General features: G+C 58.9%; 14 protein-coding genes. 6 read left to right on the forward strand and 8 right to left on the reverse strand.

Annotated elements, in window-relative coordinates; translation table 11 throughout:
• Positions 1-32: 32 nt before the first annotated feature.
• From tauA to efp, 3 genes are all read right to left on the reverse strand, one after another.
• The gene (gene tauA, locus ACXHRN_RS06425; protein ID WP_488640504.1) at positions 33-1,043 is read right to left on the reverse strand and encodes a taurine ABC transporter substrate-binding protein; all 1,011 of its coding nucleotides are present in this window, start codon (positions 1,041-1,043) and stop codon (positions 33-35) included.
• Positions 1,044-1,257: 214 nt separating this feature from the next.
• Positions 1,258-1,899, reverse strand: coding sequence for a hypothetical protein (locus ACXHRN_RS06430; protein ID WP_488640505.1), 642 nt, complete (start codon positions 1,897-1,899; stop codon positions 1,258-1,260).
• A gap of 180 nt (positions 1,900-2,079) precedes the next feature.
• The gene (efp, locus tag ACXHRN_RS06435) at positions 2,080-2,649 is read right to left on the reverse strand and encodes an elongation factor P (RefSeq protein WP_488640506.1); all 570 of its coding nucleotides are present in this window, start codon (positions 2,647-2,649) and stop codon (positions 2,080-2,082) included.
• 128 nt (positions 2,650-2,777) lie between these two features.
• Between efp and epmA the strand changes: the two genes are divergently transcribed.
• The 3 genes from epmA (at position 2,778) to ACXHRN_RS06450 (ending at position 5,202) form a co-directional block, all read left to right on the forward strand.
• On the forward strand, positions 2,778-3,848 hold the full coding sequence (gene epmA, locus ACXHRN_RS06440; protein ID WP_488640507.1) for an EF-P lysine aminoacylase EpmA: 1,071 nt from the start codon (positions 2,778-2,780) through the stop codon (positions 3,846-3,848).
• The gene (locus tag ACXHRN_RS06445; RefSeq protein ID WP_488640508.1) at positions 3,848-4,885 is read left to right on the forward strand and encodes a lysine-2,3-aminomutase-like protein; all 1,038 of its coding nucleotides are present in this window, start codon (positions 3,848-3,850) and stop codon (positions 4,883-4,885) included. Before epmA ends, ACXHRN_RS06445 begins: the two co-directional genes overlap by 1 nt.
• A gap of 140 nt (positions 4,886-5,025) precedes the next feature.
• Entirely contained in the window at positions 5,026-5,202 is a 177-nt protein-coding gene (locus tag ACXHRN_RS06450) for a hypothetical protein (protein WP_488640509.1), read from the forward strand.
• Between the two features lie 3 nt (positions 5,203-5,205).
• On the opposite strand, the gene ACXHRN_RS06455 is transcribed toward ACXHRN_RS06450, so the two are convergent.
• From ACXHRN_RS06455 to ACXHRN_RS06475, 5 genes are all read right to left on the reverse strand, one after another.
• Positions 5,206-6,267, reverse strand: a complete 1,062-nt coding sequence (locus tag ACXHRN_RS06455) for an ABC transporter ATP-binding protein (RefSeq protein WP_488640510.1) — start codon at positions 6,265-6,267, stop codon at positions 5,206-5,208.
• 11 nt (positions 6,268-6,278) lie between these two features.
• Positions 6,279-7,067, reverse strand: coding sequence for an ABC transporter permease (locus ACXHRN_RS06460; protein WP_488640511.1), 789 nt, complete (start codon positions 7,065-7,067; stop codon positions 6,279-6,281).
• Positions 7,064-7,930 carry an ABC transporter permease gene (locus tag ACXHRN_RS06465; RefSeq protein ID WP_488640512.1) on the reverse strand — a complete coding sequence of 289 codons (867 nt, stop codon included), beginning with the start codon at positions 7,928-7,930 and terminating at the stop codon, positions 7,064-7,066. Before ACXHRN_RS06465 ends, ACXHRN_RS06460 begins: the two co-directional genes overlap by 4 nt.
• A 91-nt stretch (positions 7,931-8,021) precedes the next feature.
• Positions 8,022-9,074: an ABC transporter substrate-binding protein gene (locus ACXHRN_RS06470; RefSeq protein ID WP_488641843.1), complete on the reverse strand. Its 1,053-nt coding sequence runs from the start codon at positions 9,072-9,074 to the stop codon at positions 8,022-8,024.
• Positions 9,075-9,251: 177 nt separating this feature from the next.
• A complete protein-coding gene (locus ACXHRN_RS06475) occupies positions 9,252-10,103 on the reverse strand; it encodes a MurR/RpiR family transcriptional regulator (protein ID WP_488641844.1) in 852 nt (283 codons plus the stop codon).
• Between the two features lie 194 nt (positions 10,104-10,297).
• Here ACXHRN_RS06475 and ACXHRN_RS06480 point away from each other — a divergent pair, with 194 nt between their 5' ends.
• The 3 genes from ACXHRN_RS06480 (at position 10,298) to ACXHRN_RS06490 (ending at position 14,215) form a co-directional block, all read left to right on the forward strand.
• On the forward strand, positions 10,298-11,071 hold the full coding sequence (locus ACXHRN_RS06480) for an N-formylglutamate amidohydrolase (RefSeq protein WP_488641845.1): 774 nt from the start codon (positions 10,298-10,300) through the stop codon (positions 11,069-11,071).
• Between the two features lie 111 nt (positions 11,072-11,182).
• Entirely contained in the window at positions 11,183-12,736 is a 1,554-nt protein-coding gene (locus ACXHRN_RS06485; protein WP_488640513.1) for an amino acid permease, read from the forward strand.
• Between the two features lie 111 nt (positions 12,737-12,847).
• Entirely contained in the window at positions 12,848-14,215 is a 1,368-nt protein-coding gene (locus ACXHRN_RS06490; RefSeq protein WP_488640514.1) for a glutamine synthetase family protein, read from the forward strand.
• Positions 14,216-14,290 lie beyond the last annotated feature (75 nt).

Genomic DNA, 14,290 nt, shown 5'->3' on the forward strand with positions numbered 1-14,290 from the left:
AACACCCGGCAGCTTCATCCGCATGGGATCTGTTATTGCGAGACCTTGAGTGCCTCGTTGACCCACTTCGCCGTGACATAGGGCTTGTAGTCGGTTAGCACGGCCGGAATTTTGCCTTGTTCAAGCAGGAACGCCGAGGTCTTGGTCACCGCATCGACGGTTGCGCCACCGAGCAGGTCCTTGGAAGCTTGCTCCTGCAGCGTCGGGAAATAATAGCCCTTGAGCAGTTGCGGCACTTCCTCGGTCTTGGCTCCGGTCAGCTTGGCGATCTTTTCGGCTTCGGGCGAAGTTGCGCTCCACTTGTCAGGGTTAGCGCGGTAGCTGGCATAGGCATCGCCGGTGACCTTGACGAAGCCGGTCACGACATCGGGATTTTCTTCGGCGAATTTCTTGCTGACGATCCAGGCGTCGAATGTCGGGCCGCCCCATTTCGCCACATCTCCGGAATCTGCGAGCACCTTGGCGTTCTTCTTGATCTGGCTGAGGACCGGATCCCAGACATAGGCGCCATCAATGTCACCGCGTTCCCAGGCGGCCGCGATTTCCGGCGGACGCAGATTGAGGATCTGCAGCGACTTCGGATCGACATTCCAATGCTTGAGCGCCGTCAGGAGGCTGTAGTGGGCAGTGGAGACGAAGGGCGTGGCGATCTTCTTGCCGACCAGATCTTCCGGCTTGTCGATGCCCTTGACGGCAAGTGCTTCGGCTTCATCGATCAGGCCGACGACGAAGATTGTCTCGAAAGGCAGTTCGCGGGAAGCGCCAGCGGCCAGCGGCGAGGAGCCGACATAGCCAATGTCGACCGAACCGGACGCGAGCGCTGCGATGACATCCGCGCCGCTGTCGAATTTCTGCCAGTTGACCTTGGCGCCGGTCACTTTTTCGTAGGTGCCGTCGGCTTGCGGCACGCGGGAGGGCTCGACGATCGGCTGGTAGGCGATGTTGACGGTCACGTCGGCGGCATAGGACTGCATCGCGCCGAAGGATGTTAGCATCGCAACAGATGACGCTGCTGCAAACAGGGTGCGCCTGGTAATGGACATAGGTGATCTCCCCAAATCATTTCTTCCCCACTCCACAGCGGAGTGCGATAAACATATAATATATAAAAATGATAGAAAATATAGACACGAAAATTCCACCGACCCGGCGGAGCGCGGGATAAAATTTCAAATTTTCGGCGAAAATAGGCGTGCTGGCCCGAAAGCGAGGCTTTTGCCGCATGACCGGCGGAGCGAAGCATGCCGTGCGACGAGCCTACTTCGCCTTTTCGCGCTTGCAGCTGTAACGCGCGCCGCTGGGCATATTCAGGAAGGCATCGTCACCTTTGGTCCAGAAGGCCATCTCGCCATTCTCGTTTTTCTCGATGTAGCGGGTACCCGCGCCAATGCCGACATGCACCTGATCGGCGAGCTGGATCGCGCTGATTGGCGGATCGCTGCCAATGAAGGTGGCCGTGACGGTGGATTCGAGCTTGTCACAGCGCAACGCGATCGGCCCCTTGGTGATGCCCTCTTTATCGCTGAGGCGTGTCGCCTCGTGATTTTCCCGCAGATAGTGAATTCTCACGGCATAGCTGGCGACGATGCAACTGCGCAGATCCTCGGAAAACCAGCACTCGTCGCGTAGCTTGAGCCAGCTTGCCCTGTCGTCGTTCAGTACCTTCTTCTGCTTTTCCGTCACGCCATTGCCGTCCCGGGCGAGGCGAAAGAGGCGTGTGGCCTCGACATCCATCAATGCCAATTCCTTATCGCCGCAAATCAGTTCCTCGGCCCGGCTGTCTGCCTTGGCGCAGTTAAACGATGGAGAGCCGGCCTGGGCGGGAGATGCGATCCAGAAAGTTGCTGCTGCAACCCCAGCCGACAGGGCGATAACTCTGAAGCTCTTGATCACGACCATCGAAATCCTCCTGGACCCCAGGCGGTTGTCTTTCACATGTCTCGTTGCGTGAGGGAGGCGAGAGCCCCGCCCAGCGGACAATGCCCGGCAAGAAAGTAACGTTTCTGGCCTCAAATCGATCCAAACAAAAATGGCCCGCGTGAAGCGAGCCATTCAATATTTGCCGCGATGGTCTGGAAATCAATCCTTGGCGCGCTCGACGTAGGAAGCGTCTTCGGTGAGGATGACGATGCGCGTGCCGGCATTGATATGCGGCGGAACGTTGGTACGAACGCCGTTCGACAGCATGGCCGGCTTGTAGGACGACGATGCTGTCTGACCCTTGACGACCGGCTCGGTCTCGGTGACTTCGAGCGTCGCGTAGCGCGGCAGCTGCATGGCGATGGCGTTGCCGTCATGGATCGACAGGACGACGGTCATGCCTTCTTCGAGATAGGCCTTGTCGTCGCCGATCATGTCCGGACGCGCGGCAACCTGGTCGTAGTTCTCCGGGTTCATGAAGTGGAAGCCTTCACCGTCCTCATAGAGATACTGGAAGTTCAGGTCTTCGACCACAGCGCGCTCGACCTGTTCGGTGGTCTTCCAGCGTTCCGAAACCTTCACGCCGTCGGAAATGCGACGCATGTCGATCTGGGTCACCGGGGTGCCCTTGCCAGGATGAAAATTCTGCGCGGTCAGCACGACGTAGAGGCGATTGTCGATATCGAGGACATTGCCCTTACGCAGCTGAGAAGCGATGACCTTTGCCATAAGACTTCCTTGTAACTTGTTTGAACGCGCTTTAAAGGACGGCAACCGTCCAGAACTCGCGCTTTATTGAGTTTGTGGCGCGCTACTAACCTGAAAATGGCAAAATTGCCAGTCTGAATCGAAAAACCATGACAAACATTTCCACATTGGCCCCGTCCCCCTGGTGGAAGCCGGATGTGCATGCAGACCGCCGGCCATTTCTGCTGGCGCGCAACCGTGTGCAAGCGGCGTTGCGCGACTATTTTGCGCGACTTGATTTCGTCGAAGTAGATACGGCTGCTCTGCAGGTCTCACCGGGCAACGAGACGCATCTGCATGCTTTCCGGGCTGAGATGATCGCGGAAGACGGTGTGGCACAGCCGTATTACCTCCATACATCACCGGAATTTGCCTGCAAAAAGCTGTTGGCGGCGGGGGAGAAACGTATCTTCACCTTTTCGCATGTCTATCGCAATCGCGAGAATTCACCGACGCACCAGCCGGAATTCACCATGCTCGAATGGTATCGGGTCGGTGAGAGCTACGAAGCGCTGATGGAGGACTGCGACAGGATTTTGCGATTGGCCGCAGAAGCCGGCGGTCAGTCCTTGTTCCGGTATCGTGGAACCGAACGTGATCCGGTGCTGGAGCCGGAACCGGAGAAACTGACGGTCGCCGAGGCGTTTTCGCTCTATGCCGGGATGGACCTGCTGTCGACGATAGGCCCTGACGGGCAAACGGATCGCGATGCGCTTCTGGTGCTGCTGCGTGACGCCGGCATGCGTACCGCCGAGGACGACACATGGTCCGATCTGTTTTCTCGCGTGCTGGTCGAGAAGGTCGAGCCGATGTTGGGCATCGGTCGGGCGACGATCCTCTGCGAATATCCGGCGGCGGAGGCAGCGCTCGCCCGCAAGTCGCCGCGCGACGGCCGGGTCGCTGAGCGTTTCGAGCTTTATGCCTGTGGGGTGGAACTGGCCAATGCGTTTGGCGAGCTTACCGATCCTGTCGAGCAGCGCCGCCGTTTCGAGATGGAGATGGCCGAGAAGCAACGCATCTATGGTGAGACCTATCCGCTCGACGAGGATTTTCTCGCGGCGCTGGCTATCATGCCAGAGGCAAGTGGTGCTGCGCTTGGTTTCGACCGGCTGGCGATGCTCGCGTCCGGGGCCTCGCGGATCGATCAGGTCATGTGGGCTCCAATGCGGTGGGGGTCGTGATGACAGCGCTCACCACGCCAAAGGACCTGCTCGACGCGGGCTTGATCGATCCTTCTGAAATAGAGGGCGTCGAAGCCGTTGCTGCGCGCTATGCGATCTCTGTCACCGATGCAATGGCGCGCCTGATGGATTTAGCCGATCCAGTTGATCCCATTGCTCGCCAATTCATCCCTGATCCCGCCGAGCTCACCCTCCTGCCCGAGGAACGTGAAGACCCGATCGGCGACCACGCGCATAGTCCCGTCGCGGGCATCGTGCATCGCTACCCGGATCGTGTGCTGTTGAAAGCCGTACATGTCTGTCCGGTCTATTGCCGGTTCTGTTTTCGGCGCGAGATGGTTGGGCCTCAGGGCGATGGCACTCTTGCCGGTGCGGCGCTGGACACAGCGATCGACTATATCGCCGACCATCCGGAAATCTGGGAAGTGATCTTGACCGGGGGCGACCCGCTGGTGCTGTCACCGCGTCGCTTAGCGCAAATCATGCTGGCGCTGGGAAAGATCGAGCATCTCAAGGTCATTCGTTTCCATACGCGGGTGCCCGTGGTCGACCCCGCGCGTATCGATGCTGAGCTGATTGGGGCGCTGAAATCCTCCGGCAAGACGGTCTATGTTGCGCTGCATGCCAACCATCCGCGCGAGTTGACCGAGGAAGCGCTGACTGCCTGTAGCGCGTTGATCGACAGTGGCGTCATGATGGTCAGCCAATCGGTGCTGCTCAGAGATGTTAATGACGATGCTGACATTCTTGCACGGCTGATGCGCCTGTTCGTCGAAAACCGCATCAAGCCCTATTATCTCCACCACCCCGATCTTGCCCCTGGCACGAGCCATTTCCGGATGACGGTAGAAGAGGGCAGGGCGATCGTATCGAGCCTGCGCGCCAAGGTTTCGGGCCTGGCGATGCCCGCCTACATCCTCGACATTCCCGGCGGCCACGGCAAGGTGCAGCTCAGCGATAGCCCCGTGCGGGCATCGGACGAAGGCTGCTACGATATCGAGGACCGGCTGGGTAACGTGCATTCCTATCGCGATTGAGCCGCGATCTGCCTAGAAATTGATCAATGATCCAGGCCGGCGGGCGTTCGGCGATGTCTCACGCCGGTGTTTTCCATTGGCACGATAGTTGCGTCGCATTTCCAGGCGATTTGCCTCGATCTCTCAAGGGAGTGCGCAAGATGGGTCTTTTCAGCGTCAAGCCAACCGACGAAGCAATCAAGCTCAACCCGGTTCAGGATCCGCAGATCCTGCCGGTGTCCTACTCAATGCCGATCATGTCACCGCGCTTCGCATCCCCGGCGGCAAGCGCCTATGTGCCGGAGAGTTTCTTTGCCGCGGTGTTCAAGAAGTTCTGAACGTTAATCCCTGACGATCAGCAGGTCGGAGCCGGAGAAGCTGGCTTCGATCGTGTCGCCGACGACCGGTGGCTTGATGGCGGGGTCGTTGAACATGTCGAAGGACAGTGGCTGGCCATCGACCAGCAGTTTGGTGCGGATGACAGAGCCCAGGAAGCTGACGGACTCGACCTTGCCAGTGAGTGAAAACTCGCGATTGCCGGCCTGGTTGAGCGACAGGGCTTCCGGGCGGAGTGCCAGGTTGATCTTGTCGCCGGCCTTGGCGGACCCCAGCGATTCCGGGATGGTGATCGTCCGGCCGCCGATGGTCACGGTGTTGGCGGAGGGATCGGCAACCGTTGCCTCGATGATCGACAGGGTGCCGACGAAGGTTGCGACGAACTTGGTCTTCGGACGGTTGTAAATCTCGAACGGCGTGCCGATCTGGTCGGCGCGGCCCTGATACATCACGACAATGCGGTCGGAGATCGACAGCGCCTCTTCCTGGTCGTGGGTGACGAAGATGGTGGTGATGCCCATCTTGCGCTGGATGGCGCGGATTTCCTCGCGCAGCGACACGCGGATCTTGGCGTCGAGCGCCGAGAGCGGCTCGTCGAGCAGCAACACCTGCGGCTTGATGGCAAGCGCACGGGCAAGTGCCACGCGCTGCTGCTGGCCACCGGAAAGCTGGAAGGGATAGCGGTCGGCTAGATGCTCGAGGCCGACCAGCGCCATCATCTCGGCAACAGTCTTGGCGGATTCTTCCTTCGACTTGCCCTTGACCTTAAGGCCGAAGGCGACATTTTCAGCCGCGGTCATGTTGGGGAACAAGGCATAGGCCTGGAACACCATGCCGATGTTGCGTTGGTTGGTCTTCAGGTCGTTCTGGCGCACACCATTGATGGTGATGTCGCCCGAGGTCGGGGTCTCGAAGCCTGCAACCATTCTCAGAGTCGTGGTCTTGCCACAGCCCGACGGCCCGAGAAAGGAGATGAACTCCCCCTTCTCGATGGTCATGTTGAAATCCTTGACGACCTGGGTGGCGCCGTAGATTTTCTGGATGTTCGACAGTTCAAGAAAGGCCATGAAAAGGATCCTCAGACGCGGGCACGCGAAACTTTCTGGAAACGCGCGACGAGATTAATAAGACCCATGGACGCCCAGGTCATGGCAAAGGCGATCATCGCAAGTGCCGGCGGCTCGTAGGCGCGGTTGGCGCCGATGAGCTGCAGATAGGGGCCGAAGGCTGGACGGTTGAGCAGCGATGGCAGGGTGAATTCGCCGATGACGATCGCAAAGGCGATGAATGCACCGGAGAGCACGCCGCTCATGACATTGGGAAAAATGCACTTGAACATGATCGTTGTCCAGGACGCGCCGAGGCTTTCGGCGGCCTCGGTCAGTACCCGCACGTCGATGGCCCGCATCGATGTGTCGACGGAGCGGTACATATAGGGCAGCGACAGCGTCATGAAGGCGAAGACCAGCAACAGGTCGGTACCGCGATCACTACCAGTGAGTGGCAGAAACGACGAGGAATTGTAGAGGCGGAGATAGCCGAAGACGATGACGATGGCCGGGATGACCAATGGCAGAAGCGTGATGAACTCGACGATCGGCCGCATCTGCGGCAGCCGCAGCCGCACCCAATAGGCAGTCGGCACGATCAGCAACATGCCGATAACGATGGTCAGGATCGCCATCAGGATCGAGTAACTGAAAGTCTGGCGGAACTGGATGTCGGCAAATACCGAGCGATAGGCGTCAAACGAATACTCGCCGCGGCGCATGCGCATCGAGAATTCGAACGTCGCCACCAGCGGCAGAAAGAAATAGATGGAGCCAATGCCGACGGCAAACCACGCGGCGAATTTCTTGCCGTTCATTTTTGCCACCTTTCGGCGCGCATGCGCAGCCAGATATAGAGGAAGTTGGAGATGCCGGTGATGATGACCATGCCGAGCGCGACCGCGTAGCCGAGGTTCGGATTGTGCAGCACGTCGCCGCGGATCTGCGCATAGAGCACGATCGGTACGATGTTGAGCGACGAGCCGGTCAGCGCATAGGCGGTGGCGATCGCGCCGAAAGCGTTGGCAAACAGCAGCAGGAACGTGCCCATCAGGCTTGGCCAAAGAATGGGCAGCACAACCATCGTCCAATATTGGGTGGTGGTGGCGCCGAGGATCGAGGCGGCCTCGTTCCATTCCTTCTTCAGGCCATCGAGCGCCGGCGTGATGATCAGCACCATCAGCGGGATCTGGAAATACATGTAGACCAACGTGAGCCCCACGAAGCTCAGGAGATTGAAGCCGTGGCTATAGACGTTGAAACCGAGATAGGTCGTCAGCAGCCAGGTCAGAAGTCCGGTGCGGCCCAGCGTCGCCAGGAAGGCGAAGGCCAGCGGAACGCCGGCGAAATTCGATGCGACGCCGGAAAAGGTCAGCATGAAGGAGCGGATCCAGCCGGGCAGGCCGCCCTGGGTAATCGCCCAGGCGAGATAAAAGCCGATCACCAGGCCACCGGTGGCGGACGCGGCGCTGATCTTGATCGAGATCCAGTACGCCGACAGGATTTGCGGCTGGAACAGATCATGGAAATTCTGGAAGGTGAACTCGCCGGCCGGATTGAAGAAGGCGCCCGTCACCAGGTAGAGGGTCGGCAGGATAAGAAATAGCAGCGCAAACAGCATGAATGGCACGATACCGAGCCAATCCACTATCATTCGCTGGTTCACGGTGCCTTGTGCCATGCGGCTCTATCCGGTCTGAATTCTGGAGGGAAAAGAACGATAGACCGCCTTCCCGGATTTTGAGCCGGGAAGGCGAGATGCGAGAAGTGGATTACTTGACTTCGACGCCAACGGCGTCCCAGCCCTTGGTGATCGTTTCCTTGTAGGCTGCCTGTTCGTCAAGCGTCGGGAAGACGGCCTTTGCATAGCCTTCAGCCGGCGGGAGCTTGTCGAGCAGGTCCTGCGGGATCTTGCCGTTCTTGGCGAGATCGTTGAAACGGATCGGGTGGCAATAGCCCTTCAGCCAGCCGAGCTGACCTTCGTCCGAATAAAGGTATTCCATCCAGAGCTTGGCAGCGCTCGGATGCGGAGCATAGGCCGAGATTGCCTGGACATAGACGCCGGCGACAACGCCGGTTGCCGGAACGATGACGTCGACTGGCGGGTTGCCCTTGAGCGTGTCGCGGTCGGCGAGAGCGTTGTAATCCCAGCGCAGGATGATCGGGGTCGTGCCCTGAGCGAGCGGAGCCGACTTGCCGATGACCGGCACGAAGTTGCCCTTGGCGTTCAGTTCCTTGAAGAAATCGAGGCCGGCCTGGCCAGACTTGGAGACGTCGCCTGCGGCGCCCGAAAGGCCGGCAGCGAAGACTGCCGAGATTGCCTGGTTGGCCGTGCGCGGGTCACCAGCAAGGGCAACCATGTTGGCGAATTCCGGCTTCAACAGGTCGGCCCAATCCTTCGGGCTTTCCTTGACGAGGTCCTTGTTCACTTCGAAGGCCATGACGCCGTAATAGTCGCCGTACCAGAAGCCGTCAGCATCCTTGGCCGTGTCCGGGATCGAGTCCCAGGTCGAGACCTTGTAAGGCTGGATCAGCTTGTCGGCCTTGGCAGACGGGCCGAAGGACAGGCCGACGTCGATGACGTCAGGCGCCTGTGAGCCCTTGTTGTCCTTGTTGGCCTTGATGGCTTCGATTTCGTCGCCCGAGCCGGCGTCGGGGTTGAGTTCGTTGACCTTGAGGCCGTACTTGGCCTTGAAGCCGTCGATCACGGCGCCGTAGCCGCACCAGTCGTGGGGCAGGGCGATGGTGGTCAGTTCGCCTTCGGCCTGAGCGGCCTTGACCAGGTCTTCCATGGAGTCGGCGCGAGCAATGGCTGTGGTTGCCATGAGCGTTGCACAGGTAGCTGCAACGAGCGTGTTGATCTGCGTTTTCACTGGGTCTCTCCTCTGTTTATTTTCAAGGTGAACGAGCAGTTAGTTTTGTTTCATGACGCCTGTGTGACAGTTGTATGTACTAAAAAACAGACGTTTTACTTTAGCAAACAGGTATACGCGTCCTGATTGCTATTCTCCGGCGACCGGCTTTCTAAAAAGCGGGTTGGATTCGAACAGGCCTTCGAGCATTGCCATGCGCTCGCGTGTCCGCTCCCAATGGGAGCCTTGCACCGCCTCGATCAAGGCTTCGACGACGATCAGCGTCACAACGGACGAATCCCAGGCTGACGGTGCCTCGATATTGATGCGGAACGTATGGCGCGCATGCTTGGCGACCGGCGAACCCCAATTGTCGGTAAACAGGATGATCTCGGCACCATTTTCGCTCGCCGCACGTGCAAGTGCTTCCAGTTGGCGCTCGTAGCGGCGGATGTCGAACAGGATCAGCACATCGCCGCGGCTCATGTTGAGCACATAATGAGGCCAGCTCGACAAGTTGGTCGAGATGCGCGTGACGCCCGGACGGATGACCTGGAGATGGGTGAACAAATATTCGGCCAGCGCACCGGTGATGCGGCCGCCGGCAAGATAGATCGCGCGCTTCTTATCGCCGATCATCTTGGCTGCCGCGTCGAATTCGGCTGGATCGAGCGAGCCGAGCGACTGGCGCATATTGTTCATGACAGCTTCGGCGAAGCGGTTGAGGATGTGGGCGCCCGGCGCGTTCGGTGCCATCCGCTCGTGCTTGGTGATGGGATTGGAGATCGTCTCCTCGAGTTCCTGATGCAGGCGCACCTGGAAATCGGTAAAACCCTTGAACCCGAGCTTCTGGACCATGCGCACGACGGTCGGCGTCGACACGTTTGCTGCCTCGGCGACAGCGGTGATCGAACCCAGTCCGGAGACGGGATAATTGTCGAGCAGGCTGTTGGCCAGCTGCTTCTCGGCACGGGTCATGGAATCATAACCCGCCGTGATCATATCGGATACGGTCTTGCTGGCGTTGGACACCCTCTGTCTTCCCCTCTCCAGTCTGCGCTGGATATTTCGAGAAAATAAGAAATGGAATCAAGGGCTGGAGTCAACTGGTTTTTTGAACTGAATCTTCCAAAGACATGATTGACAGAATTTAAATTTTGAAGAATTCTTTACAGAAAAGGGAGGGGCGCATGGGAATGTCTGAACAATCGCAGCTTTTAGCAGCGTCCGATGGGACGCCTGTATCGGAAGTGAATGTTCAGGGTTCGAGCGACGTGCTGCTGGTTTGCGAGCATGCCTCGCGGAAATTGCCCGCCAGACTGGGCAATCTCGGGCTTTCACCCGAGGCGCTCGAGGCGCATATCGCATGGGACCCGGGCGCTTTGGCTGTCTCAAAACGCATGGCGGTGCTTCTGGATGCAGCGCTGATCTTCCAGAATTTCTCGCGACTCGCCTATGACTGCAACCGGCCGCCGGAGGCGCCGGACGCGATGCCGGCAAAGAGCGAGATATTCGACATCCCGGGAAATATGTCGCTTTCCGTACAGGATCGCGCCCTTCGAACAGCGGAGATCTACGAGCCCTTCCGGGCGGCAATTGCCAAGGCCATCCACGATCGCAAGGCGCAGGACCGCGAGACCGTTGTCGTCACCGTACATTCGTTTACGCCTGTCTACAAAGGCGTGGAGCGGGAAGTTGAAATCGGCATCCTGCACGACACCGATGCCAGGCTTGCAGACCAGATGCTGGTGCTAGCGGGTGATGATCGGCGCTATCGCATCTGCCGCAACGAGCCTTATGGGCCGGCAGACGGAGTTACCCACACTTTAAAAGAGCACGGTCTTGCAAACGGCTTGCTCAATGTCATGATTGAGATTCGCAACGATCTGATAAAAGATGAAGCCGGCCAAGAGGTCATGGCCGGCTTTTTGGCAGGATTGATCCGGGAGAGTCTTTCCATTCCTGCCTAATAACAGACCTCGATATATCGCGCGGCAGATAACGATCGTGCGGGGATAAGTGCAGAAAGCATAGCCGGCGGCAATGGTGCCAACTGGCAGGGGAACAGGGGACATTAACAAATGTCAGGATATTCGGACGACCAACACAAGCAGGACACCCATGTCCTGCATTCCATGGGCTATGCCCAGGAGCTATCCCGGCGCATGTCGGGCTTTTCAAATTTCGCCATCTCATTCTCGATCATCTGCATTCTTGCAGGCGGCATCGGCGCCTATACCGTTGCTCTTGGCGCCGGCGGCGGCGGATCCATCGGTATCGGCTGGATCGTCGGTTCGGTCTTCGCGCTGGTTGTCGCGGCTTCCATGGGCCAGATCGCTTCGGCCTATCCGACCGCCGGTGGACTCTATCACTGGTCGTCGATCCTCGGCGGCAAGGGCTGGGGCTGGGCAACAGCCTGGATCAACCTGTTCGGTTTGTTGTTCGTCGTCGCGTCGGTGAACTACGGCGTTTACCTGCTGCTCCGCGACCTGATCCTGGTTGGGATGTTCGGGATGGACGCCGCCAGCTTCACCGGTACCGACCTGATCATCTGGGTTGCGGTCATCACCCTTATCCAGGCTGTGATGAACTACATGGGCATCCGCGTCACCACGCTGCTCACGGATTTCTCCGGATATCTGATTTTCGCGGTCAGTCTTGCCATCATTCTGGGCCTGATCTTCGGCTCGCCCGTAGCCTTCGACTTCTCGCGCCTGGTGACGTTCAAGAATTTTACCGGTGAGGCGGGTGCCAACACCTGGCCGGCCACGAACAGCCTGTTCTTCGCCTTCGTGCTCGGCCTGCTGCATGTCTGCTATACCATCACAGGCTTCGATGCTTCGGCCCATACGTCCGAGGAGACCCGTGATGCACAGCGTGCCGTGCCGAAGGGCATGATCAACGCCGTGTTCTGGTCGGGCGTGTTTGGTTGGGTGCTTGTTGCTGTCATCCTACTCGCCATGCCGAGCGTCGAGGAAGGTGCAGCCAAGGGCTGGTCGGTGTTCTATTATACGCTCGAAGCCAGCTCCATGCCGCAGTGGCTGAAATACTTCATTTCGGTCGGCATCGTGGTTTCGAACTTCCTCTGCGCGCTTGCCGGAATGACGTCTCTCTCGCGCATGATCTTTGCTTTCGCTCGTGACGGAGGCATTCCCGGTGCCTCGGGATTGCTTAAGAAAATCAATCCGAGATATCGTACTCCTGGCCCAGCCATTTTCGTTGGCGCCGGCCTGTGCTTCCTTCTCGGCCTGCTTGCTGGCACTGATGCCAATGCCTACATCATCCTGGCATCCGGCTGCGCAGTGTTCCTTTATGTGTCCTACATCATGCCCATCGGCGCGGGCTTGCTTGCCGAAGGCAAGAGCTGGAACAAGAAGGGCCCGTTCAACCTCGGTGTCTGGTCCAAGCCGGTTGCTGTGCTGGCCATCATCGGCGGCGCCATCCTGGCCTTCGTCGGCTTCCAGCCGCCGTACCAGCTCGTGGGCTACTTCCTTCTTGGCCTGATCGTCGTTCTGATCATCGTCTGGTATGCGTTCGAGCGCAACCGCTTCGCTGGTCCGCCGCTGAATGAAGCTGCTGTCAGGGCTCGTCAGGCGGAAATCGCAGCTGCGGAAACCGCGCTCAGCAACGCCTAACAATTCATTCGAAGATAGATCTCCGGCCCCGATCGGGCCGGAGATTCCCTTTCACGTTTCAATGGAACAGGCGGAAACAAGCCTGTCGCAGCCAACAGAGCGGGTTTTCTCATGAGCGCACCATACACTTTCGACGATCTCAAGCAGGACGTCGCCAATGGCCTTATCGACACTGTGCTGGCCGTTCAGGTCGACATGCAGGGTCGGTTGATGGGCAAGCGGTTCCATGCACAATTCTTCGTCGACAGCGCTTATGAGGAAACCCACAGCTGTAACTATCTGCTGGCAACTGACATGGAGATGGAAACCGTCTCGGGCTACAAGTCGACGAGCTGGGAAAAGGGCTATGGCGACTACACGATGAAGCCCGATATGACGACGCTTCGCCGGGTGCCATGGCTCGAAGGCACGGCGATGGTGCTCTGCGACGTGCTCGATCACCACACCCATGAGGAAGTGGCCCATTCGCCGCGCGCCATTCTCAAGAAGCAGATCAAGCGCCTGGAAGCCATGGGCATGAAGGCCTTCATGGCCACGGAACTGGAATTCTTCCTGTTCGACCAGACCTATGACGATGCGCGCCAGAGCGGCTATCGCGACCTTCAACTCGTCTCCGGCTACAACGAGGACTACCACATCTTCCAGACCACCAAGGAAGAGGATGTGATGCGGGCAATCCGCAACGGCCTGCAGGGCGCCGACATCCCGGTCGAGAATTCCAAGGGCGAGGCATCCGCCGGCCAGGAAGAAATCAACGTCCGCTATGCCGAAGCCCTGACCATGGCCGACCGGCATGTGATCATCAAGAACGGCTGCAAGGAAATCGCTTGGTCGCGCGGCAAGGCCATCACCTTCCTCGCCAAGTGGAACTACACCGCCGCCGGCAGTTCCTCGCATATCCATCAGTCGCTCTGGTCGCTGGATGGCAAGCCGCTGTTTTACGATCACGATCGCCAGTCCGGTATGTCGGAGCTGATGGAGCACTATGTGGCCGGGTTGCTCGCCCATGCCGGCGAGATCACCTATTTCCTCGCGCCCTATATCAATTCCTATAAGCGCTTCGTGGCCGGCACATTCGCGCCCACCAAGGCGATCTGGTCGATGGACAACCGCACGGCCGGCTATCGCCTCTGCGGCGCGCACAGCAAGGCCATCCGCATCGAATGCCGTGTCGGCGGCTCCGACCTCAATCCCTACCTGGCGTTTGCGGCGCTGCTGGCCGCCGGCATCGAAGGCATCGAGAAGAAGATGAAGCTCGAGCCTGCTTTCGAGGGCGATGCCTATGGCGCCAAGAAGGTTCGCGAAGTCCCCAAGACGCTGCGCGATGCGACCGAGATGCTGAACCGTTCAAAACTGCTGCGCTCGGCACTCGGCGACGATGTCATCGATCATTACGTTCGTGCCGCCCGCTGGGAGCAGGAAGAATACGACCGCCGCGTGACCGATTGGGAAGTGGCAAGAGGATTTGAACGGGCCTAATCGACCCGGGCCTTTGGGCTGATTGAACCCGGTCGGTCCGAGCCGGGTTCCCCTTATGGGGTATTGGACTGCCCG

This window comes from Shinella sp. OV683 (assembly GCF_057787725.1).

Excerpts from the sequence above, each read along its gene's own strand:
- tauA (WP_488640504.1), bottom strand. The coding sequence starts at position 1,043 with ATGTCCATTACCAGGCGCACCCTGTTTGCAGCAGCGTCATCTGTTGCG.
- ACXHRN_RS06485 (WP_488640513.1), top strand. The coding sequence starts at position 11,183 with ATGTCAGGATATTCGGACGACCAACACAAGCAGGACACCCATGTCCTG.
- efp (WP_488640506.1), bottom strand. The coding sequence starts at position 2,649 with ATGGCAAAGGTCATCGCTTCTCAGCTGCGTAAGGGCAATGTCCTCGAT.
- ACXHRN_RS06430 (WP_488640505.1), bottom strand. The coding sequence starts at position 1,899 with ATGGTCGTGATCAAGAGCTTCAGAGTTATCGCCCTGTCGGCTGGGGTT.
- ACXHRN_RS06450 (WP_488640509.1), top strand. The coding sequence starts at position 5,026 with ATGGGTCTTTTCAGCGTCAAGCCAACCGACGAAGCAATCAAGCTCAAC.
- ACXHRN_RS06480 (WP_488641845.1), top strand. The coding sequence starts at position 10,298 with ATGTCTGAACAATCGCAGCTTTTAGCAGCGTCCGATGGGACGCCTGTA.
- ACXHRN_RS06445 (WP_488640508.1), top strand. The coding sequence starts at position 3,848 with ATGACAGCGCTCACCACGCCAAAGGACCTGCTCGACGCGGGCTTGATC.
- ACXHRN_RS06490 (WP_488640514.1), top strand. The coding sequence starts at position 12,848 with ATGAGCGCACCATACACTTTCGACGATCTCAAGCAGGACGTCGCCAAT.
- ACXHRN_RS06475 (WP_488641844.1), bottom strand. The coding sequence starts at position 10,103 with ATGATCACGGCGGGTTATGATTCCATGACCCGTGCCGAGAAGCAGCTG.
- ACXHRN_RS06460 (WP_488640511.1), bottom strand. The coding sequence starts at position 7,067 with ATGAACGGCAAGAAATTCGCCGCGTGGTTTGCCGTCGGCATTGGCTCC.
- ACXHRN_RS06455 (WP_488640510.1), bottom strand. The coding sequence starts at position 6,267 with ATGGCCTTTCTTGAACTGTCGAACATCCAGAAAATCTACGGCGCCACC.
- ACXHRN_RS06470 (WP_488641843.1), bottom strand. The coding sequence starts at position 9,074 with ATGGCAACCACAGCCATTGCTCGCGCCGACTCCATGGAAGACCTGGTC.
- epmA (WP_488640507.1), top strand. The coding sequence starts at position 2,778 with ATGACAAACATTTCCACATTGGCCCCGTCCCCCTGGTGGAAGCCGGAT.
- ACXHRN_RS06465 (WP_488640512.1), bottom strand. The coding sequence starts at position 7,930 with ATGGCACAAGGCACCGTGAACCAGCGAATGATAGTGGATTGGCTCGGT.